Below are 15,341 nucleotides of genomic sequence, written 5' to 3'. Positions count from 1 at the left end.
GGTAGCCATGACAGCTTCCGAAGAGAACAAGGTCGACCCGTACGAGCAATCCGTGCTCGGCGGGGGCCAGGAAGACATTTCCGAGCGGCTGGCCGCCATCGACGACGACGAGGCCGAGCGCCGCGCAGAAGCGTTGCGCGCGGGCCTGTCCGACTACGAGTTGGACGAGGACGACGCCGCGCTGCTGGACGAGTGGGGCGGCTTTGACGAGGACCGCGAAACGCGCCTGCCGGATCCCGTGGTCGCCGTGGTCGGTCGACCTAACGTGGGCAAGTCCACGCTGGTCAACCGCGTGATCGGCCGCCGCGAAGCCGTGGTGGAGGACACCCCGGGCGTGACCCGTGACCGCGTGTCCTACAAGGCCGAGTGGACCGGCAAGAACTTCACCCTGGTGGACACCGGTGGCTGGGAGCACGACGCTAAGGGGATTCACGCCCGCGTGGCCGAGCAGGCCGAGGTGGCCGTGCAGAACGCGGACGCCGTGCTGCTGGTTCTGGACGTGACCGTGGGCGTGACCGCAACCGACGAGGCCGTGGTGTCCATGCTGCGCCGAGTCAAGAAGCCCATCATCCTGGTGGCCAACAAGGCCGATTCACCGCAGCTGCAGATCGAAGCGTCCAACCTGTGGTCGCTGGGCATGGGGGAGCCGTTCCCGGTGTCCTCGTTGCACGGTATGGGCACCGGTGATGCGCTGGACGCCCTGGTCAACGCGCTGCCGGAGTACTCCGAGGTGGCCGAGCCCGAGGTCGAGGGCGGGCCCCGCCGCGTGGCCCTGCTGGGCCGCCCGAACGTGGGTAAGTCCTCGCTGCTGAACAAGTTGGCGGGCGAGAACCGCGTGGTCGTGGACGAGCTGGCTGGCACCACTCGTGATCCCGTGGACGAGATCGTGATGCTGGGGGAGGAGCCCTGGCGCTTCATTGACACCGCCGGTATCCGCCGCCGCGTGCACCTGCAGCAGGGTGCGGACTTCTACGCGTCCCTGCGCACCCAGTCCGCGCTGGAGCGCGCCGAGGTGGCCGTGGTGCTGCTGGCCGTGGACGAGGTGCTCTCCGAGCAGGACGTGCGCATTCTGCAGATGACCGTGGACTCCGGCCGCGCCGTGGTTCTCGCGTTCAACAAGTGGGATTTGCTGGATGATGAGCGCCGGTACTACCTGGAACGCGAGATCGAGAAGGATCTGGCCCACGTGGCCTGGGCTCCGCGCGTGAACATCTCCGCCAAGACCGGCTGGCACAAGGACAAGCTGGTTCCCGCGCTGCACACCGCGTTAGATTCGTGGGACAAGCGCATCCCGACCGGCCGCCTCAATGCCTTCCTGGGCGAGCTCGTGGCCGCCCACCCGCACCCGGTGCGCAGCGGTAAGCAGCCCCGCATCCTGTTCGGCACGCAGGTTTCCTCCCGCCCGCCCAAGTTCGTGCTGTTCACCACCGGCTTCCTGGATCCCGGCTACCGCCGTTTCATCCAGCGGCGGTTGCGCGAGACCTTCGGTTTCGAGGGCACGCCCATCGAGGTGACTATGCGCGTGCGGGAGAAGCGGCAGCGGAAGAAGTAGCGGTTCGCGGGCTTTGTTGGCCGACGACGACGCCGGGTCGTCCCGTTTTGCGCGGGGCGGCCCGGTGTTGTTGTTGCCGTTGTCCGGATGGTGTTGTTCGCGGGGGAGCGGGGTGCAGTCTGGTCGACGCTACGACCACGCTGCGTGGGCCCTCGCAATCTGGTGGACATTGCGACCAGAAATCCTCAACCTGCGGGTCGCAACGTCGATCAGATTCCTTCTCGGTGGGGGTCCGGGTCCTACCGTTGATGAGGATGCAATGGCGGAGTGCCCGTCGTGAACGCGGTCATTCAGCGTGCAGCTCGTGAGCCATGCGGCGGCGGGTTCTTGGTGCCGGGCCTGTCGATGTGAATTTCGATCGACGGTGGGGTAATGTATCTCTGGTGTTCGGGACTGGTTTCCAGTGTCGAACGCGGTCGCGGGCTGTGGCGCAGCTTGGTAGCGCACTTGACTGGGGGTCAAGTGGGTTAGCGGCTGTTTCAGCCTGAAAAGTGAACAACGGGATGTGGCGCAGCTTGGTAGCGCACCTGACTGGGGGTCAGGGGGTCGCAGGTTCAAATCCTGTCATCCCGACAGAAAAGCCCTGGTGAGACGGCAAATCTCACCAGGGCTTTGTCGTTCCCGCGGAGGGTTTATGTAAGCCTCGGCCGTTCCGGATTTCTCGTGCGAGAGCAGGCCCGCTGAGCCTGCTTATGAAGAGCCGGGACCAAACCGGGACCAATCGGCGTGATTCGCCTTCCCGTCATCGGCTGACCGAAGGACTACGCGAGCTCCGCGCCGGTCGTTCGGCGCCCTTGGCATCTTGACCGCTGAGGAATGCGTTGGCCTGCGCTGCGGCGTCTGCGAGGTGCCGGGTATCGGGGTGCAGATACCCTCGCGTGGTTTCCAGCGACTTGTGTCCGAGGATGCCTTGGAGCACGTGCAGCGGGATGCCGGCATCGGCGAGCCAGGTCGCTCCGGTGTGCCGAAGGCCATGCCGGGTGAGGTTCGGCAGGCCGAGCTGGGAGACCAGCGCATCCCACTTCGTGGCATCGCGAACCGTGGCTGTTGTGAGGACGCCTCCGCGCGGCCCCGTGAGCAATCGCTCCTCCGGTGCGCGATCAGATGTAAGGCGTTGGAGGACGGGCTCGAGGTGTCGCAGGATCGGAACGTGTCGAATCTCGCGCCCCTTGGTCTGCTTCGTGACGAGCCCGCCGGAGCCGGGAAAGGTTTGGCGTCGGATCGTCACGATACGCTGATCCCAATCCACGTCGCCGACCTGGAGCCCCGCGATTTCGGATCCTCGGGAAGCGAGTAACGCGCAAAGCATGACGAAGTCCGAATAGCTCTGGTGGACCTTGCCGCAAGCATCTGCCAAGGAGTTGAGCGTCGAAAGATCCTTGAGAGCGTGCACTCGCGGGGACGAGTCGTTCTCGACGACGGTGAGTGCGGTTTTGCCGAGGCTGCGGCGCGAACGCTGGCGAGCAGGGTTGCTCGGGATGACGTCGTCGCGGACTGCTTCGTCGAGCACGCGGACGAGCGGTGCGATCGTGTTCTTGATCGTCGAGGCGGAGCAGTGTTTCTCCCATCCATCGATCGTGCGATCGATCATGCCTGCCGTGATCTGCGAGATCGGGAGATGCCCCAGAGCTGGCAGCACGCGCAGGCGGAGCCCGACTTTGTACCCGTCGACCGTGGAGGTGGGATCCAGCCCACGCATCCAACGGTCGCCGATAAAGGTCACGTACTCCGACAGCGAGATACGACGGTCGAGCCCGATCTTGGCAGAGGCCTGCAGACTCTGAAAGAACTCCTCGGCGGCTTCTTCGTCGGGAACGACGAGCGCACGAACCATCCTCTTCTTCGTCTCCGGGTCTGTCCATCTTGCCCGGGCGCGGATACCGGATCGGCGGTACTCGAGATCGGTGGCGACCTTCACCCCGATCGGCGGAATGGGCGACGGGCCGCTGTCAGCGCCGCTCATTGCTCAGAGACTCCAGCCAGGTTTCGACTGCGTCGAGCCGATACCGGGTGATGCCGCCCAGCTTGAGGAAGGGAGGCCCTTTCTCGTCTGCGCGCCACCGCGACAGCGTTGACTCCGACACCTTCAGGAGCGCCGCGACTTCGTGACTGTCGAGGAGCGGTGAGGTCAGGACTGGCTGGTCGCTCATCGCTGTTCCTGCCACTCGAGGTTCGTGATCTCGCGGATCGTAGCGTCCTGCTCGGCCCGCCGTGCGACGATCTGTTCTTCCACGAAGGCGAGGAAGTCCTCCGTCCGATTCGTGACGGGGCGCTCGGTCGTGTCGGGCGGGGTCCAGTCCTCGGCTTCACCGCCCGGCCACGCTGTGCTGCGGGTGGGGCGGTCGCGGTCGAGCCGAGTACCGGAGATCGTGACCCAGTCCCGCAGCCGCTCCCTGGCGATGGCGAAGTCGTAGTGCCAGGCGAGGGCCTGGTTGCCTTTGGCTTGCGGGTCGAAGCAGAACAGCCAGTGCTGCCGCAGCGCCGAAAGTTCCCAGAGCAACTCGGGATGCCGATGCCACATCGGGGGCACGACCTGGGCGGGCAGCCCATAGGTGTGGCGGAGCCAGTCGACCCAGGCGTTAAGGTCGAGGAGTTCCTGCTCGAGATCCTGCGGGGGCAGGGTGCGCCAGTTGATCGGCCGCGGGACCGCGCCGAGTGTCGCGGCGATGTCGTTCGCGTAGGCCTGCTTCGCGACCTGCCGAGCCTGCGCCTCGACCTCGGGCGGCAGCGCCGCATCCGCTACGTTCGGCTCGTCGCCGTCAACACTGGACGGGCTGGTATCGGTGTTCATCAGAGAGCTCCATCCACGAGGAGAAAGAGGAGTGCGCCGCTGGGCGGCGCCCCGAATCAGAGGGCGGGTGCGGCGGCCAGGAGGAGACACGGGCGCTGGCTGCCGCACCCGGGTCATCGGGCGACGGCTTCCCGCTGCTCCGGGTCGGCACCCGCCGTCGCGGGGGCTTCGGGATCGAGCTGCGCTTCGCGTTCGGCGAGGGCCTGCTGCACCTGGTCACGGGTCGCCGTGTCTCGCTGCGCGGCGTCGCGTTCGGGGCGGCGGCGTTCGACGGTGTAGTCGGTGGTGTTATTGTCGTGCCCGATGCGGGAAGCGACGAACTGCTGCTTCTTTACGCCCTCGCTGTTGACGTAGTCGCGGGGTTCGACCACGGCGATGAAGTTGTCGCCCTTCTGGAACTTCGCGAAGGCGCGCTCTGCGGACTTGCGGAACATCACCAGGTCACCGAACTGCGGGGGCAGGTCCGTGAAGGTGCCGTCGGGTTCGGGCTGAGACTTCGGCTCACCGATCCGGGCATAGAAGCGCGCATCACCCTTGCTGGTGAACGTCAGCTCCGGGTCGGAGGCGATGAATCCCCAGAGCGGCTTCTTCTTCTGCGGCTGCTGCTCCTGGATCTGTTCCTGCGGTTCTTCGGCCATCAGTTTCACTCCTCTGCTCGCGCCCCGGCACGGAGTATGTCGGGGTCACCGGACAGGTACGGACCCGGCCAGGACCTACGCGGTCTCCCCGTCTGGCTCCGGAGGGGCCTCGGTCATAGAGCCCTGCTGGAGGGCTTGTTCGACCTCGGCGCGATCGGCGCGGAGCTGCTTCGCGTCCGCGCGTGCGGCCCAGGGGCGGAGCTTGGTGATGATGGGACGGGCGGTCCGGAGCATCACGACGCCGGTGCCAAACGGCAAGGTTCGCAACACATCCGGCGGGAGGATCGGCACCCTGCGGATCGACCGCTGATTCGAGTGCGACCCGTAAGCGTCCGTCGTGATCGAGTCGGTGGTCTCGTCCCGGTCACCGATCAATGTCGCGAGATCCTGCAAATCGCGGGAGTTGGAGGCCCCGCCAAGGATGATCTTCACGATCGAGGCGTCCCAGATCGCGTTCGCCTGGTTCTCGCCCCATTTTTCCCGCGCCTGCGCGAGGGACTGCAGCACCGGCAGCGACGTGATCCCCGTCCCTCCGCCTTCCGCCATCAGCGTCGGCAGCGACGGAAGAGGGGCGAGATTCCCGATCTCGTCCAGCGCGAGCAACAGTGGCGGATCCAGGCGTGCACCCGGCGAGCGGGCGGCGATCTTGCGGGCGGTCTCGACGAGGTCTTCGATGAACGCCGCCACCAGCGCCGACGATGCGCCCGCCCCGGCACCGGTCGCGAGCAGATACAGCGTGCCGTTGCCGCGGAGGAACGCTTCCGGATCGAACTCCTCGCCCGGCGCGGGGGTGACCGCGTCGAGCACGCGGGGGTCCGCGAGCGCCGAGAACGCCAGCGAGACACCCTGCCAGATCGAGTCTCTCGTGCGGGGGTCTGCCTGGACCATCGCGTCGAGAGAATCCGCCCACCCTTCGGCCGCGTCAGGATGCGAGGAGAGGATCCGCACCGCGTCGGCTGCGAGCGTCGGGTTCAGCGCCCACTGATACAGGGTCTTCGCGTCCCGGCCGTCAAGCGCTGCCGCGTGGAGCAGCCCCTGGATCGCGGCCGTGGTTTTCCCTTCCCAGAAGCCGGCGTCCTGCACCCCACCAAACCCGGTCGCTGTCGCGAGGCCTTTGGCGCGGATCATCGCGGTCAGGGGGTCGTGGCAGCCGCGCACGGGCGACCAGCGCATCCCTGCCGGCAGTCCCGGCGCGAGCTGTTGCGGATCGAACACCGCGACCTTCCCCTTGCATGCTCGTGCCTGCATCGTCGCGGTGAGATTGTCGGGCCTGGTCGACGTCGCGATCACCGCGCCTGGGGCGTCCAGGATCGCATTCACGGCCACGAAGTACCCCTTCCCCGCACGCGGTGGCCCAATGAGGAGGATCGAGTCCTCCACCGTCGCCCACACCTGCCCGCCTTTCCCGTGCCCGAGGAGATACCCGACCTCCTGCGGCTCGACCTTCCCGGTGAGGGAGGGTCGCAACGTGGCTGCCTTCTTGACGAGTGCTTTCGGCGACGCGGCGCGGGCGATCTCCACCGCAGAGGCGGTGCCTGCCAGCCGGTGCGGATCCGTGGTCGCCCGCGCCCGCAGGATCAGGCGCGCCACGACCCACCCGGCCGCGACCACCGCGAGGAGGAAGACCGTGACGACGATCCAGTACAAGATCGGGCTCAGGCCCTCCGCTCCGAGCGCCGTCCCCGGATCGGTCGGGGTTGCGAGGACGCCAATGCCGGACGTCATCCCGCCTTCGGGCTCCGGCAGGCCAGTGAGGAACGCGGTCACGGAGCCCGCGAGCCGGAGCATCCCGGCGAACGCGGCGGCAGCGACAAGCGCTCCGAGCGCGAGATTGATGAAGACGTCGTTGGCGGGTTTCGCCTGCACTGGCCCGTACATGACAACGCACCTGCTTCCTGCCCCGATACGGAGGGGTCAGGAACCAGGTGCGGCAGCAGCCAGGCCGACCCGCTACGTGATGGGCTGCACGGATGCGGTGCCGGAGATCCGACCGAACAGCAGCACCTCGCCCGCGATCTGCGGCACCTCGCCACGGTCGAGGAGCGCCCGCACCGTCCCGGTGTGATCGGCGGAGGCATGCCGCATGATCAGCGCGACCGCGACGTCCTCGCCCGCGATAAACCCCTCTCCGGTGAACTCCACCAAGCTCGGCACTGGCCGGGCGGCCTGATCGTGCTCGGGAGCCGCGAAGGGCGAGCGCGGGGCGGGAGGCGTGAGGACGTCGGCGTGAACGCTGCCATCCATCTCCCGCACTTCCACCCGCGTCGGCGAACCGAGCCGGGCGACGAGCTCCGTGACGGTCTGCGCGATCTGGTCGCGACGGATCGGGGTCGCGGCGAGCTTGTTCCCGTTGACCGTCACGATCAACGTGTCCGGATTCACCGCCTCGAGCAGGATCTGCGGCAGCACCGGAGGCACCACCACCGCCTGAGAGTCGAGGGTCGAAGTAAGGGCTTTGCGCGTGCGGGGTCGGATGCTCATGTCTGCAAGGTGCGACCCGGACCGTCCGCTTCCCGGCCGCGGGACGTGAGCTCGTCAGGGTCGAGGGCTTGCTCGCGGGCCAGCAGCGCGGAGGTGCCTTTCGCCCAGATCTCTGCCTCCTGCAGCAGCTCGCCATAGTCACCCGCTGCGACCTCGCCGCCGGAGATCGCCATCCAGGGCAAGTCGCCCGACATCCCTCTGACGCGCAGTTCGGAGACCCACGTCCAGGAAGTCGGGACACGATCGGGGTCTGCCCAGTCGGTGTCGGCGTAGCGTTCCTCGATCGCGAAGCGATACATGTGACTGTTCCAGGGCGTGAAGACGAAATGCCCAGCGCCGAAGACCTCGGGGTCTTCCCATCCGAGGACGATGTGCTCGGAGTAGCGTTCCGCTATCTCCTCCAGCCGCGCCATGAGCGCCTCCATCCGCCGGACGAGCTCGGCTTCTGAGAACGGTGGTCCCTGGTGCTCGGGGTCGGGGTTCGGTAGGCTCATGACACGTCTCCGGATCGGCCAGGATCGGCGTGTTTACGCGGATTTTGGGCCTGCGTCATGCGCTGGGTCGTGTCGAAGGCTCGCAGCTCATCCGGGTGGAGTTGATGCTGCACGACGTAGCTGGATTCCTTGATCCGCCACAGCCCCTGCCCCGTGCCCAGGCTCGGGAGGAGTTTCTGCTCGGTGCCCGTCAAGCCGAGGGTCTTTCCGGTGGTGCCGACCTGGTCGGATTCCTGCCGGTAGATGATGCGGGACTCCGCATTCGCCAGCAGCGAGTTGGCGAGGGATCTCATGGCGGAGCCCTGGTCGCCGACGTTGTCGAGGTCGGTGAGCTTATGGAAGATGAGCAGGTTCGCAATTCCGTAGTGGCGGGCCAGTCTCCAGTGCGCGTCCATGCGTTTGAGGAGCGCCGGATGCGACATCAGCCTCCACGCCTCGTCATAGACCACCCACCGCTGCCCACCGTTGGGATCCAGCAGCGCCGATTCCATCCACGCCGAGGAACAGGTCATCAGCACCGAGATCAGGGTGGAGTTCTCCACCACCCGCGACAGATCCAGGGTGATCATCGGCAGCGTCGGATCGAAGGACACCGTCGAAGGGCCATCGAACAATCCGGCGAGGTCTCCGGAGACGAGCCTGCGCAGCGCGTGCCCGACCATGCGCCCATCTTCTGCGAGACGATCATCACCGCCCGTATCGGGGGCGAGGATCCGGTCGACGACCATCGGGAGGATCGGCACCGATGCGGTCGAGACGACCGACTGGAGGGCGATATCGATGACCGTGTGCTCCAGCGGCGTCAAGGACCGTTCGAGCACCGTCTCTGCAAGCGCCCCGATCAGATCGCGGCGACGGGAGGCGACGGTCGCCGCCCACTCGTTGTCGGAGATCCCGGCCGGACGGTACCCCTCGTCCAAGGGGTTCAATCTGTTGCGGAGGCCGTGTCCGAGAACGATCGCTTTTCCGCCGACGGCTTCGGCAACCGCGGTGTGCTCGCCCTTCGGGTCACCGGGGACGTAGACGCGCCTCCCGAACGGGATCGACCTCGTGTACAGCGACTTCGCCAATGAGGACTTGCCCGAGCCGACGATGCCCGCCAAGACCAGGTTCGGGGCGGTGATGATGCCGCGCTGGTAGAGCACCCAGGGGTCATAGACGAAGCTGCCGCCGGAGTACATGTCCTGCCCGACGAAGACGCCCTGGGAGCCGAGCCCACCCTCCGCGAGAAACGGATACGCCCCCTGGAGCGCCGCCGATGTGTCCTGGTGTGCGGGCACCCGGAATCCCCGATACGAACGGAGCACCGCAGCTCCAGGGTCGCCTCCCCGCGGCAGATAGTTCGTGGAGCGCGCTTCCGCGCGCTCGGCCTGGAGCTTCTCCCGACCTATTTGCCGCTGTTCGGCGTGCTCGCGGGCGATGACTTGTCGGGCGGCACGCTCACGGGCTTGGCGGGCGCGCCGCCCGGTCCCGTCCTCCACGAGCACCGTGGAGTAGAGCTTCTTCGAACGCTGGTGATCTCCCATGACCGGGGCCTTCCTGTCGCACAGCCGATACCACCGATCAGGTACGCCCGCGGTCAGATCCCGCGGCACAGCGGCAGCGCTGCCGCGACGAACGCCTGTGCCTGCTGCCCGACGAGGCGCCGCGTCTCGCACGACGCCTGGATCGCGGCCTGCTCGATCGCCGAGACTGCCGCCTCGAGCTTGTCCTCGGTCGCCGCGGAGACAGCGATGAGCCCGGTGTAGCGGAGCACGCCATGTCCGCTGGTGAGATCGGATTCCTGCTGGAGCACATCTTGGTATTCGGCGGTCTGCTGCGCATCCTCGATCTGCCCGACCTTCTGCCGTTGCGCGGCGTCGGAGATGTACTCGGTTTTCTTCTTCCGGATGTCTCGTGCCGCCTGGTCCGAGCGCACCGGGTCGCACAGTAGCGTAAATGACCGTCGGATCCCGCTGGAGAGCAGCACCGGCGCGAGGAATCCGGGGTAGACGAGCGAGCGCGGCCACTCTGAGATCCACAGCACCGCATGATGCGAACTATCCGAGCGCAGCCGGTCCCAGGTCTCCTCGACGGCGACGGGGCCGGCGGCGGCGAGCTCCTGTCCGATATCGCCAGAGCGTTCCAGGGTCGCGGCGATCGCGGGGTCGTAGGCGGAGCGCAGCATGATCGCGAGCTGTCCCGGCGTGTACCAGTCAGAGGGCTTCAGGTCGGCGGTGCGCAGCGCCGTGGTGAGGGTCTGCATCTCTTGCCGCAGCACCGCTGCCGCGCCCTTCATGCCGCCGCCTGCGGTGCGGATCGCACGGGACGCGGCGCGCATGTCGAGCGAGAGGGAGATGGTGGAGATGTGCCGTTCTCCGGCGGGGCCTGCCCGGTCGATGAGCTCGCGATAGGTTCTCGCGACCCAGGAGTCGTCATCGTGGCCGTGCTCCGTCCACCACTGGGCGAGCCCTGACCCGGAGTCGGGGACGGTGCGCTCGAGCACCTGCAGCCGGGCAATCCGCGTCGACCGGCACGCGGTGGAGAGGACTCTGCCCCAGGCGTGGACGCGGCGTTCCTGCTCGCCGGGGTCGAGGAGGATGAACGAGGGATGCGTGACCTCCAGCAGTGCGGTGAGGGTCTGCCCGTGCGGGTCGTGCACCATCACCGCGTCCGTCTCGGGATCCTGGTATTGGCGCAGCGGCGCCGCATCGCCGGGGAGTGCGAGCGTTCCTGCGGGGCGTGGCTTCACGACCCGCTTGCGATAGCGGGTTTGCCGCAGGGCTTGCCGGAGCAGCCAGTGCAGGGTGATGGGCACCCATTCGACGAGCTTCCTGCCGCCGACGGGCACCCAGGCGAGGCCGAGTGCGGTGCCCCAGATCGGTGCCGTGTAGAGCGCGGCCGGGCCTCCGGCATACAGGGAGGCGACGAACACGGCGACCGCGACGCTGAGGGCGATCACCTGCGGGAGGGAGAGGCCGAGGATGATGCCGCGCCGTGTGAGTCTGGAGAACTTCACCGGGGACAGTTCGAACTCGGTCGTGGTGGAAGCGGTGGTCGCCATGAGGATGCTCCTGAACAGACGAAGAGACACGGTCGCCGATCAGGTACGCGCCCCGGCACACAGGAGCGGGCGGTGGTGCGTACCGGGCACGAGCCAGGTCGCTGGCTGACCCGTGCCGGGCATGTCGCACCACCGCCCGCATCGACGGCGGCCTCACCTCCTTTCGCTGCATCCTAGACGGTCTGCTACTTCGGCCCGCCCGAGGGCGGAGGCGGCGGCTTCTTCGGCCCCTCCGGGGACGGAGCTGCCGGCTTCGCCGGTGGCTGCGCTGGCGCATTCGGGGTCGGTGGCACCGACCGATCCGGTGGAGGCGGCGGGTTCTGCCCGTCGCTTGCCGCTCCCGCGTGTGCGTCGGCGGAGCGGCCGATCGCGGCGCCGAGCTTCGGGCCGGCCTCGGCTGCGCCCTTGGCAACTTTTGCTCCGGCCACGGCCGCGATACCGATCGGGCCTGCCGCAGCCCCGGCGCCTGCGCCTCCGGCCGCGGCACCGCCGCCGGCTGCACCGGCTCCACCGCTTGCCGCGCTGCCTCCAGCAGCACTGCCTCCCGCCGCGCCGCCGCCAGAAGGTGGAGGCGGAGGATTTCCGCCGCCGCCACCGCCACCAGGAGGCGGGGGCGGGTTCCCGCCTCCACCGCCGCCTCCGCCTTTGTTGTCTTCGAGGACGCGCGGGGGCTCTTTCCCGTCGGGCTTGCCGGGCATGGGCACGGGCCGGTTCATGGCCTGCTTGGATTCCTGCTCGGCGCTCATGACGTGGTACATGTCGAAGCCGACGAAGCTGATGAACTTGTAGACCATGTATGGCGCGAACGCGGCGATGAACATCAACACGATGCCCGCGATCGGGTCCGCGATCGAGGACAGGTCGAGGTCGATCGGGGCGTTGACCTGGTTGATCGCGACGAGGAACACGACCACGATCACGAGCTTCGAGAAGATCAGCGCGAGCACGAAGCTGGCCCACTTCCCGAACCATCCCTTCGTCGCATCCCACGAGGATCCCGATAGCGCGATCGGGGCCATCACGACGGCGACGAGGATGAGGGCTTTGCGCACCAGCAGGCTGAACCAGACGATCGCTGCCGCACAGATCGCGAGGAACGCCAGGAAAATGGTGATGATCGCTCCCGCTCCGGGCGCGGTCAGGTTGATCGCGGTGAGCCCGGCGACCAGGACGCCGATCTTCCCGCCCATCTCCTCGAGGGTCGTTCCGGTGGCTTGGATGATCCCGATGCAGAGCTGATCGACCACCTCTAAGAGGGTGCCGGTGATGGTGATCACGAGGAACGAGCCGAGCACGCTCTTGGCGAGGCCGAGCGCGGCGCGGGAGAGTGCGCCGGGGTCGCGGCGGATCAGCCCGGTGATCAGTTGCAGGCAGAAGAAGATCAGCATGAGGAAGACCGCGATCCCGAAGATCACGTTGTACACGCCGATGTAGCCGCCGCCCGTGACATCGACCAGGGTGGTGGAGTCGAACAGTGCCCAGACTCCCTGGAAGATCCACGACGCGGCTTGCCCGATGGCTTGCGCGAGCCAGTCGAACGGGGCCGAGATCAGCGTCGCGGCGGTCTCGCCGACCGTGTCGCAGACGTTGGAGATGATGGGGACGTCACACAGAGCCACGACACCCCTCCCTTCCTTCGAGGTGCCGGATTTTCAGGAGACGGTCTGGCCCACGGTCCAGAAAAAATTGATCAGCGTGACGCTCGCGCCGGTCACGATGGCCGCGCCGCAGGAGATCAGCACGCCAACCTTCCCGCGACTGGCGAGATGGGGATTTGAGGAATTGGATCCGAAACCCCAGACCACGGCGGACACGATGAGAGCGAGCACCGACAGGATCAGGCCGATCGTCATCACAGCGCCGACGATGGTGCGCAGCGCCGCGATACCGGGCAGTCCCGAATCGTTCGGGCTGATGTCGATGTTCGCGGGCAGTACTGCCGAGACGGTCGTGAGCGTGTCGAGGACAGCAAGCATGGTGGGCTCCTTCGCGGGCAGACGCCCCGTCCCCGGACGTGAGGAGGGGTCACCGCGACAGGTACGGACCCCGCCAGACCGGTCAGAGCGTGTCGCCCAGGCGCAGCAAGAAGTTCATCCACGCCACGCCCGCTCCTGCCAGTGCCGCCGCCCCGAGTGCGACGAACACACCGACCTTGCCCTTCTGCGCGGCCTGCGCGTTCCCGCTTGAGGAGGACACCGCCCAGACGGTGCCGGAGATGACGAGCATCAGCACGGCGACGATCAGCACGAAGGTGAGGAGCGCGCCGACGATCGAGATGAGCGTGGAACGGCCGCCGACGCCGCTGAGATCCGGGTAGACGTTCTCAGCGGCGACGAGGGCGAATCTGGTGGTGAGGAAGACAAGCGAATGCATATGGGGCTCCTGACGCTGCGCGGGATCTGGCATCGCACAGGTACGGCCCCGGCATGGAGCATTCACCGCTTGGGCCTGTGGGTGTCAGGCGGCGCAGCCGGGTCCGCCGCCGGTCGGCGCGTCGATGCCTTCGACGCCGTGCTCGGCGAGCCAGGGCTCGGCATCGATCGCGGGCTGGCCCGCCCCTCCTGGGTGAACTTGGAAGTGCAGGTGCGCGCCGGTGGAGTGGCCGCTGCTGCCGACATCGCCAATGTGCTGCCCAGCGGTGACACGATCGCCTGTGGAGACGTGAATCCCGTGCGCCCACATGTGCACGTACATCGTTGCGACCTTCTTGCCGCGAATGGTGTGCTCGATCGTGATCTGCCCCGAGAAGCCATCCACCATGCCCGCATAGACAACGCGCCCGTCTGCGAGCGCGAAGATCGGCGTCCCGTCGGGCGCCGCCCAGTCAGTGCCGGAGTGGAAGCTCGACTCCCCGGTGATCGGGTCGACGCGCGGCCCGAACCCTGATGTGCGGACGTAGCTGCCGGTGGGCAGCGGGAACACGAGCCGCGTCGTCTCGGGGATCGTCTCATCGCCCGGCGCGCCCTCGCCCGAGCCGCCGCCAGGGAGGGTGAGGGTGTCGAGGATCGTGCGGGCGACCGGTTCGTAGTTTTGGTACCGATCTGGGTAGGCGCTGACCTCGACCGCCTGGGCTGCTTCGCCCTTGTCCATCTGCTGCCAGCCCGGAATATCCAAGAGCCCTCGCGGGCTCGGGAAGTTCGGGCCGTCCGGTCCGCCATAGAAGGCGCGCGCCTGGTAGGTGGTGTCCATGAGCTCAGCGACGGTGCCCCACCCGGCCTGGGGCCGCATCTGGAACAGGCCCAAACTGTCGTGATCGGAGCCGTTGCCGTCATGGGGATATTGGCCGCTCTCGGGATACGTGCCGGTGTTCGCGAGCTGCCGCAGGGTGGACTCGGTGAGCGCGGCCATGAGCGCGACGAGAATCCCGTCCCGGCCAACCCCTGCCGTGTTCCCACCCACGGTGATGATCGTTCCCGCGTGGGTGAGCTGCTGCTTGTTCAGCGTGAACCGGGTGCCGTCCTTCGTCGTCACCTCGAGTTCGTCGGGGATTGGGCCGAGCCGGATGCCGGAGGCGATGCAGTTCGCCTGATGGATGACGGCGGGGTTCATCAGCACGCCGATGCTCAGCAGTCCCAACATCGGGGCGAGCAACAGCGCGACGATGCCGACGGCGAGGAACTTCTTCATTCGCGCCTCCCCTTATCGGAGGGGGTTGTCGAGCTGGGACAGGCGCAGCAGATGGCAGCGCTCGAAGACCGGTTCGCAGGCGACGAACACGGTGAAGGAGACTGCGTGCGCGCTGTCGACCGGGTCCATGTACCAGACGCCTTCCCGGTGCCTCGTGCCCTCGACGGTGTATGCGATCGTGCCCTCAGCGATTTGCCCGTCGGAGACGGCGACGGCTTCTTCCCACTGCGCGGGAACGAAGATCCGGTCGATTTCGAGGTGCTGGCGGGTGCGGTACTCGGCGAGATCTCGCCACGTTGTCGCTGACGGTAGGTAGCCGTCGAGGTCGGTGATCAGGCCCGGCGTTTCGGTGCCGGAGGGGTCGGCGTCCTCGATCAGGACGCCGCGATGATCATTCGGGGTGAGGAGCGTGAACGTGTCCCAGTTGAACAGCGCCCGTGCGACGGCCCGCACATACTCCTCCGGGTCGTCCGTGCGCGGCAGCGGATCCAGCGTCTTCTCGTCGGGATTCTCGCCCGGCGTCTGCGGTGCGGTTGGCGTCGCTGGAGGCGTATCGCGATCGGTGCCGGATGGTGCGGGGCCGGTGAGGAGCCCGTAGATCCCGACCCCGGCAAGCAGCAGCAGGACCAGGCCGGTGGCGACGAGCGTAATGATGAGACGGCGGCGGTGACGCGAACGATATTCGCTGTGCGGCGAGGACATGGCGGCGGGCCTT

The 15,341-nt window shown here is 67.4% G+C and carries 15 protein-coding genes and 1 tRNA gene; 2 read left to right on the top strand and 14 right to left on the bottom strand.

The genetic code is table 11. From position 1 onward, the window contains the following. The first annotated feature begins 7 nt into the window (after nt 1–7). Both der and AC3ENJ_RS03690 read left to right on the top strand, forming a co-directional pair. On the top strand, nt 8–1,552 hold the full coding sequence (gene der / locus AC3ENJ_RS03695; protein WP_431813117.1) for a ribosome biogenesis GTPase Der: 1,545 nt from the start codon (nt 8–10) through the stop codon (nt 1,550–1,552). A gap of 499 nt (nt 1,553–2,051) precedes the next feature. Beyond that, nucleotides 2,052–2,125, top strand: a tRNA-Pro gene (locus AC3ENJ_RS03690). Nucleotides 2,126–2,294: 169 nt separating this feature from the next. Here the strand turns inward: AC3ENJ_RS03690 and AC3ENJ_RS03685 are convergent. From AC3ENJ_RS03685 to AC3ENJ_RS03620, 14 genes are all read right to left on the bottom strand, one after another. Further along, nucleotides 2,295–3,515 (bottom strand): tyrosine-type recombinase/integrase, encoded by a 1,221-nt coding sequence (locus AC3ENJ_RS03685; protein WP_431813116.1) that lies wholly within the window; start codon nt 3,513–3,515, stop codon nt 2,295–2,297. After that, nucleotides 3,502–3,702, bottom strand: coding sequence for a helix-turn-helix transcriptional regulator (locus AC3ENJ_RS03680; protein ID WP_010154802.1), 201 nt, complete (start codon nt 3,700–3,702; stop codon nt 3,502–3,504). Before AC3ENJ_RS03680 ends, AC3ENJ_RS03685 begins: the two co-directional genes overlap by 14 nt. Continuing rightward, entirely contained in the window at nt 3,699–4,343 is a 645-nt protein-coding gene (locus tag AC3ENJ_RS03675) for a hypothetical protein (RefSeq protein WP_431813115.1), read from the bottom strand. The genes AC3ENJ_RS03680 and AC3ENJ_RS03675 overlap by 4 nt, the downstream gene beginning before the upstream one ends. A gap of 113 nt (nt 4,344–4,456) precedes the next feature. Further along, nucleotides 4,457–4,981 carry a single-stranded DNA-binding protein gene (locus AC3ENJ_RS03670; protein ID WP_431813114.1) on the bottom strand — a complete coding sequence of 175 codons (525 nt, stop codon included), beginning with the start codon at nt 4,979–4,981 and terminating at the stop codon, nt 4,457–4,459. Nucleotides 4,982–5,056: 75 nt separating this feature from the next. Then, nucleotides 5,057–6,859, bottom strand: coding sequence for a type IV secretory system conjugative DNA transfer family protein (locus AC3ENJ_RS03665; RefSeq protein WP_431813113.1), 1,803 nt, complete (start codon nt 6,857–6,859; stop codon nt 5,057–5,059). A 72-nt stretch (nt 6,860–6,931) separates the two neighbouring features. After that, nucleotides 6,932–7,462 (bottom strand): hypothetical protein, encoded by a 531-nt coding sequence (locus AC3ENJ_RS03660; RefSeq protein ID WP_431813112.1) that lies wholly within the window; start codon nt 7,460–7,462, stop codon nt 6,932–6,934. Further along, a complete protein-coding gene (locus tag AC3ENJ_RS03655; RefSeq protein ID WP_431813111.1) occupies nt 7,459–7,956 on the bottom strand; it encodes a hypothetical protein in 498 nt (165 codons plus the stop codon). The genes AC3ENJ_RS03660 and AC3ENJ_RS03655 overlap by 4 nt, the downstream gene beginning before the upstream one ends. Continuing rightward, on the bottom strand, nt 7,953–9,482 hold the full coding sequence (locus tag AC3ENJ_RS03650) for a putative type IV secretion/conjugal transfer ATPase (RefSeq protein ID WP_431813110.1): 1,530 nt from the start codon (nt 9,480–9,482) through the stop codon (nt 7,953–7,955). The genes AC3ENJ_RS03655 and AC3ENJ_RS03650 overlap by 4 nt, the downstream gene beginning before the upstream one ends. Nucleotides 9,483–9,535: 53 nt before the next feature. Further along, nucleotides 9,536–10,999: an SCO6880 family protein gene (locus AC3ENJ_RS03645; RefSeq protein WP_431813109.1), complete on the bottom strand. Its 1,464-nt coding sequence runs from the start codon at nt 10,997–10,999 to the stop codon at nt 9,536–9,538. A 185-nt stretch (nt 11,000–11,184) separates the two neighbouring features. Further along, nucleotides 11,185–12,618: a hypothetical protein gene (locus AC3ENJ_RS03640; RefSeq protein ID WP_431813108.1), complete on the bottom strand. Its 1,434-nt coding sequence runs from the start codon at nt 12,616–12,618 to the stop codon at nt 11,185–11,187. Between the two features lie 33 nt (nt 12,619–12,651). Then, complete coding sequence (locus AC3ENJ_RS03635; protein WP_431813107.1) at nt 12,652–12,975, bottom strand: DUF6112 family protein; 324 nt, start codon at nt 12,973–12,975, stop codon at nt 12,652–12,654. Between the two features lie 82 nt (nt 12,976–13,057). Further along, complete coding sequence (locus tag AC3ENJ_RS03630) at nt 13,058–13,372, bottom strand: DUF6112 family protein (protein ID WP_431813106.1); 315 nt, start codon at nt 13,370–13,372, stop codon at nt 13,058–13,060. Between the two features lie 84 nt (nt 13,373–13,456). After that, nucleotides 13,457–14,626, bottom strand: coding sequence for a M23 family metallopeptidase (locus AC3ENJ_RS03625; RefSeq protein ID WP_431813105.1), 1,170 nt, complete (start codon nt 14,624–14,626; stop codon nt 13,457–13,459). Nucleotides 14,627–14,638: 12 nt separating this feature from the next. After that, complete coding sequence (locus AC3ENJ_RS03620) at nt 14,639–15,328, bottom strand: hypothetical protein (protein WP_431813104.1); 690 nt, start codon at nt 15,326–15,328, stop codon at nt 14,639–14,641. Nucleotides 15,329–15,341 lie beyond the last annotated feature (13 nt).

The organism is Kocuria sp. cx-455, from assembly GCF_057707085.1.
The sequence above is the reverse complement of the archived record's forward strand: the minus strand, read 5'-3'. Positions and strand labels throughout refer to the sequence as shown.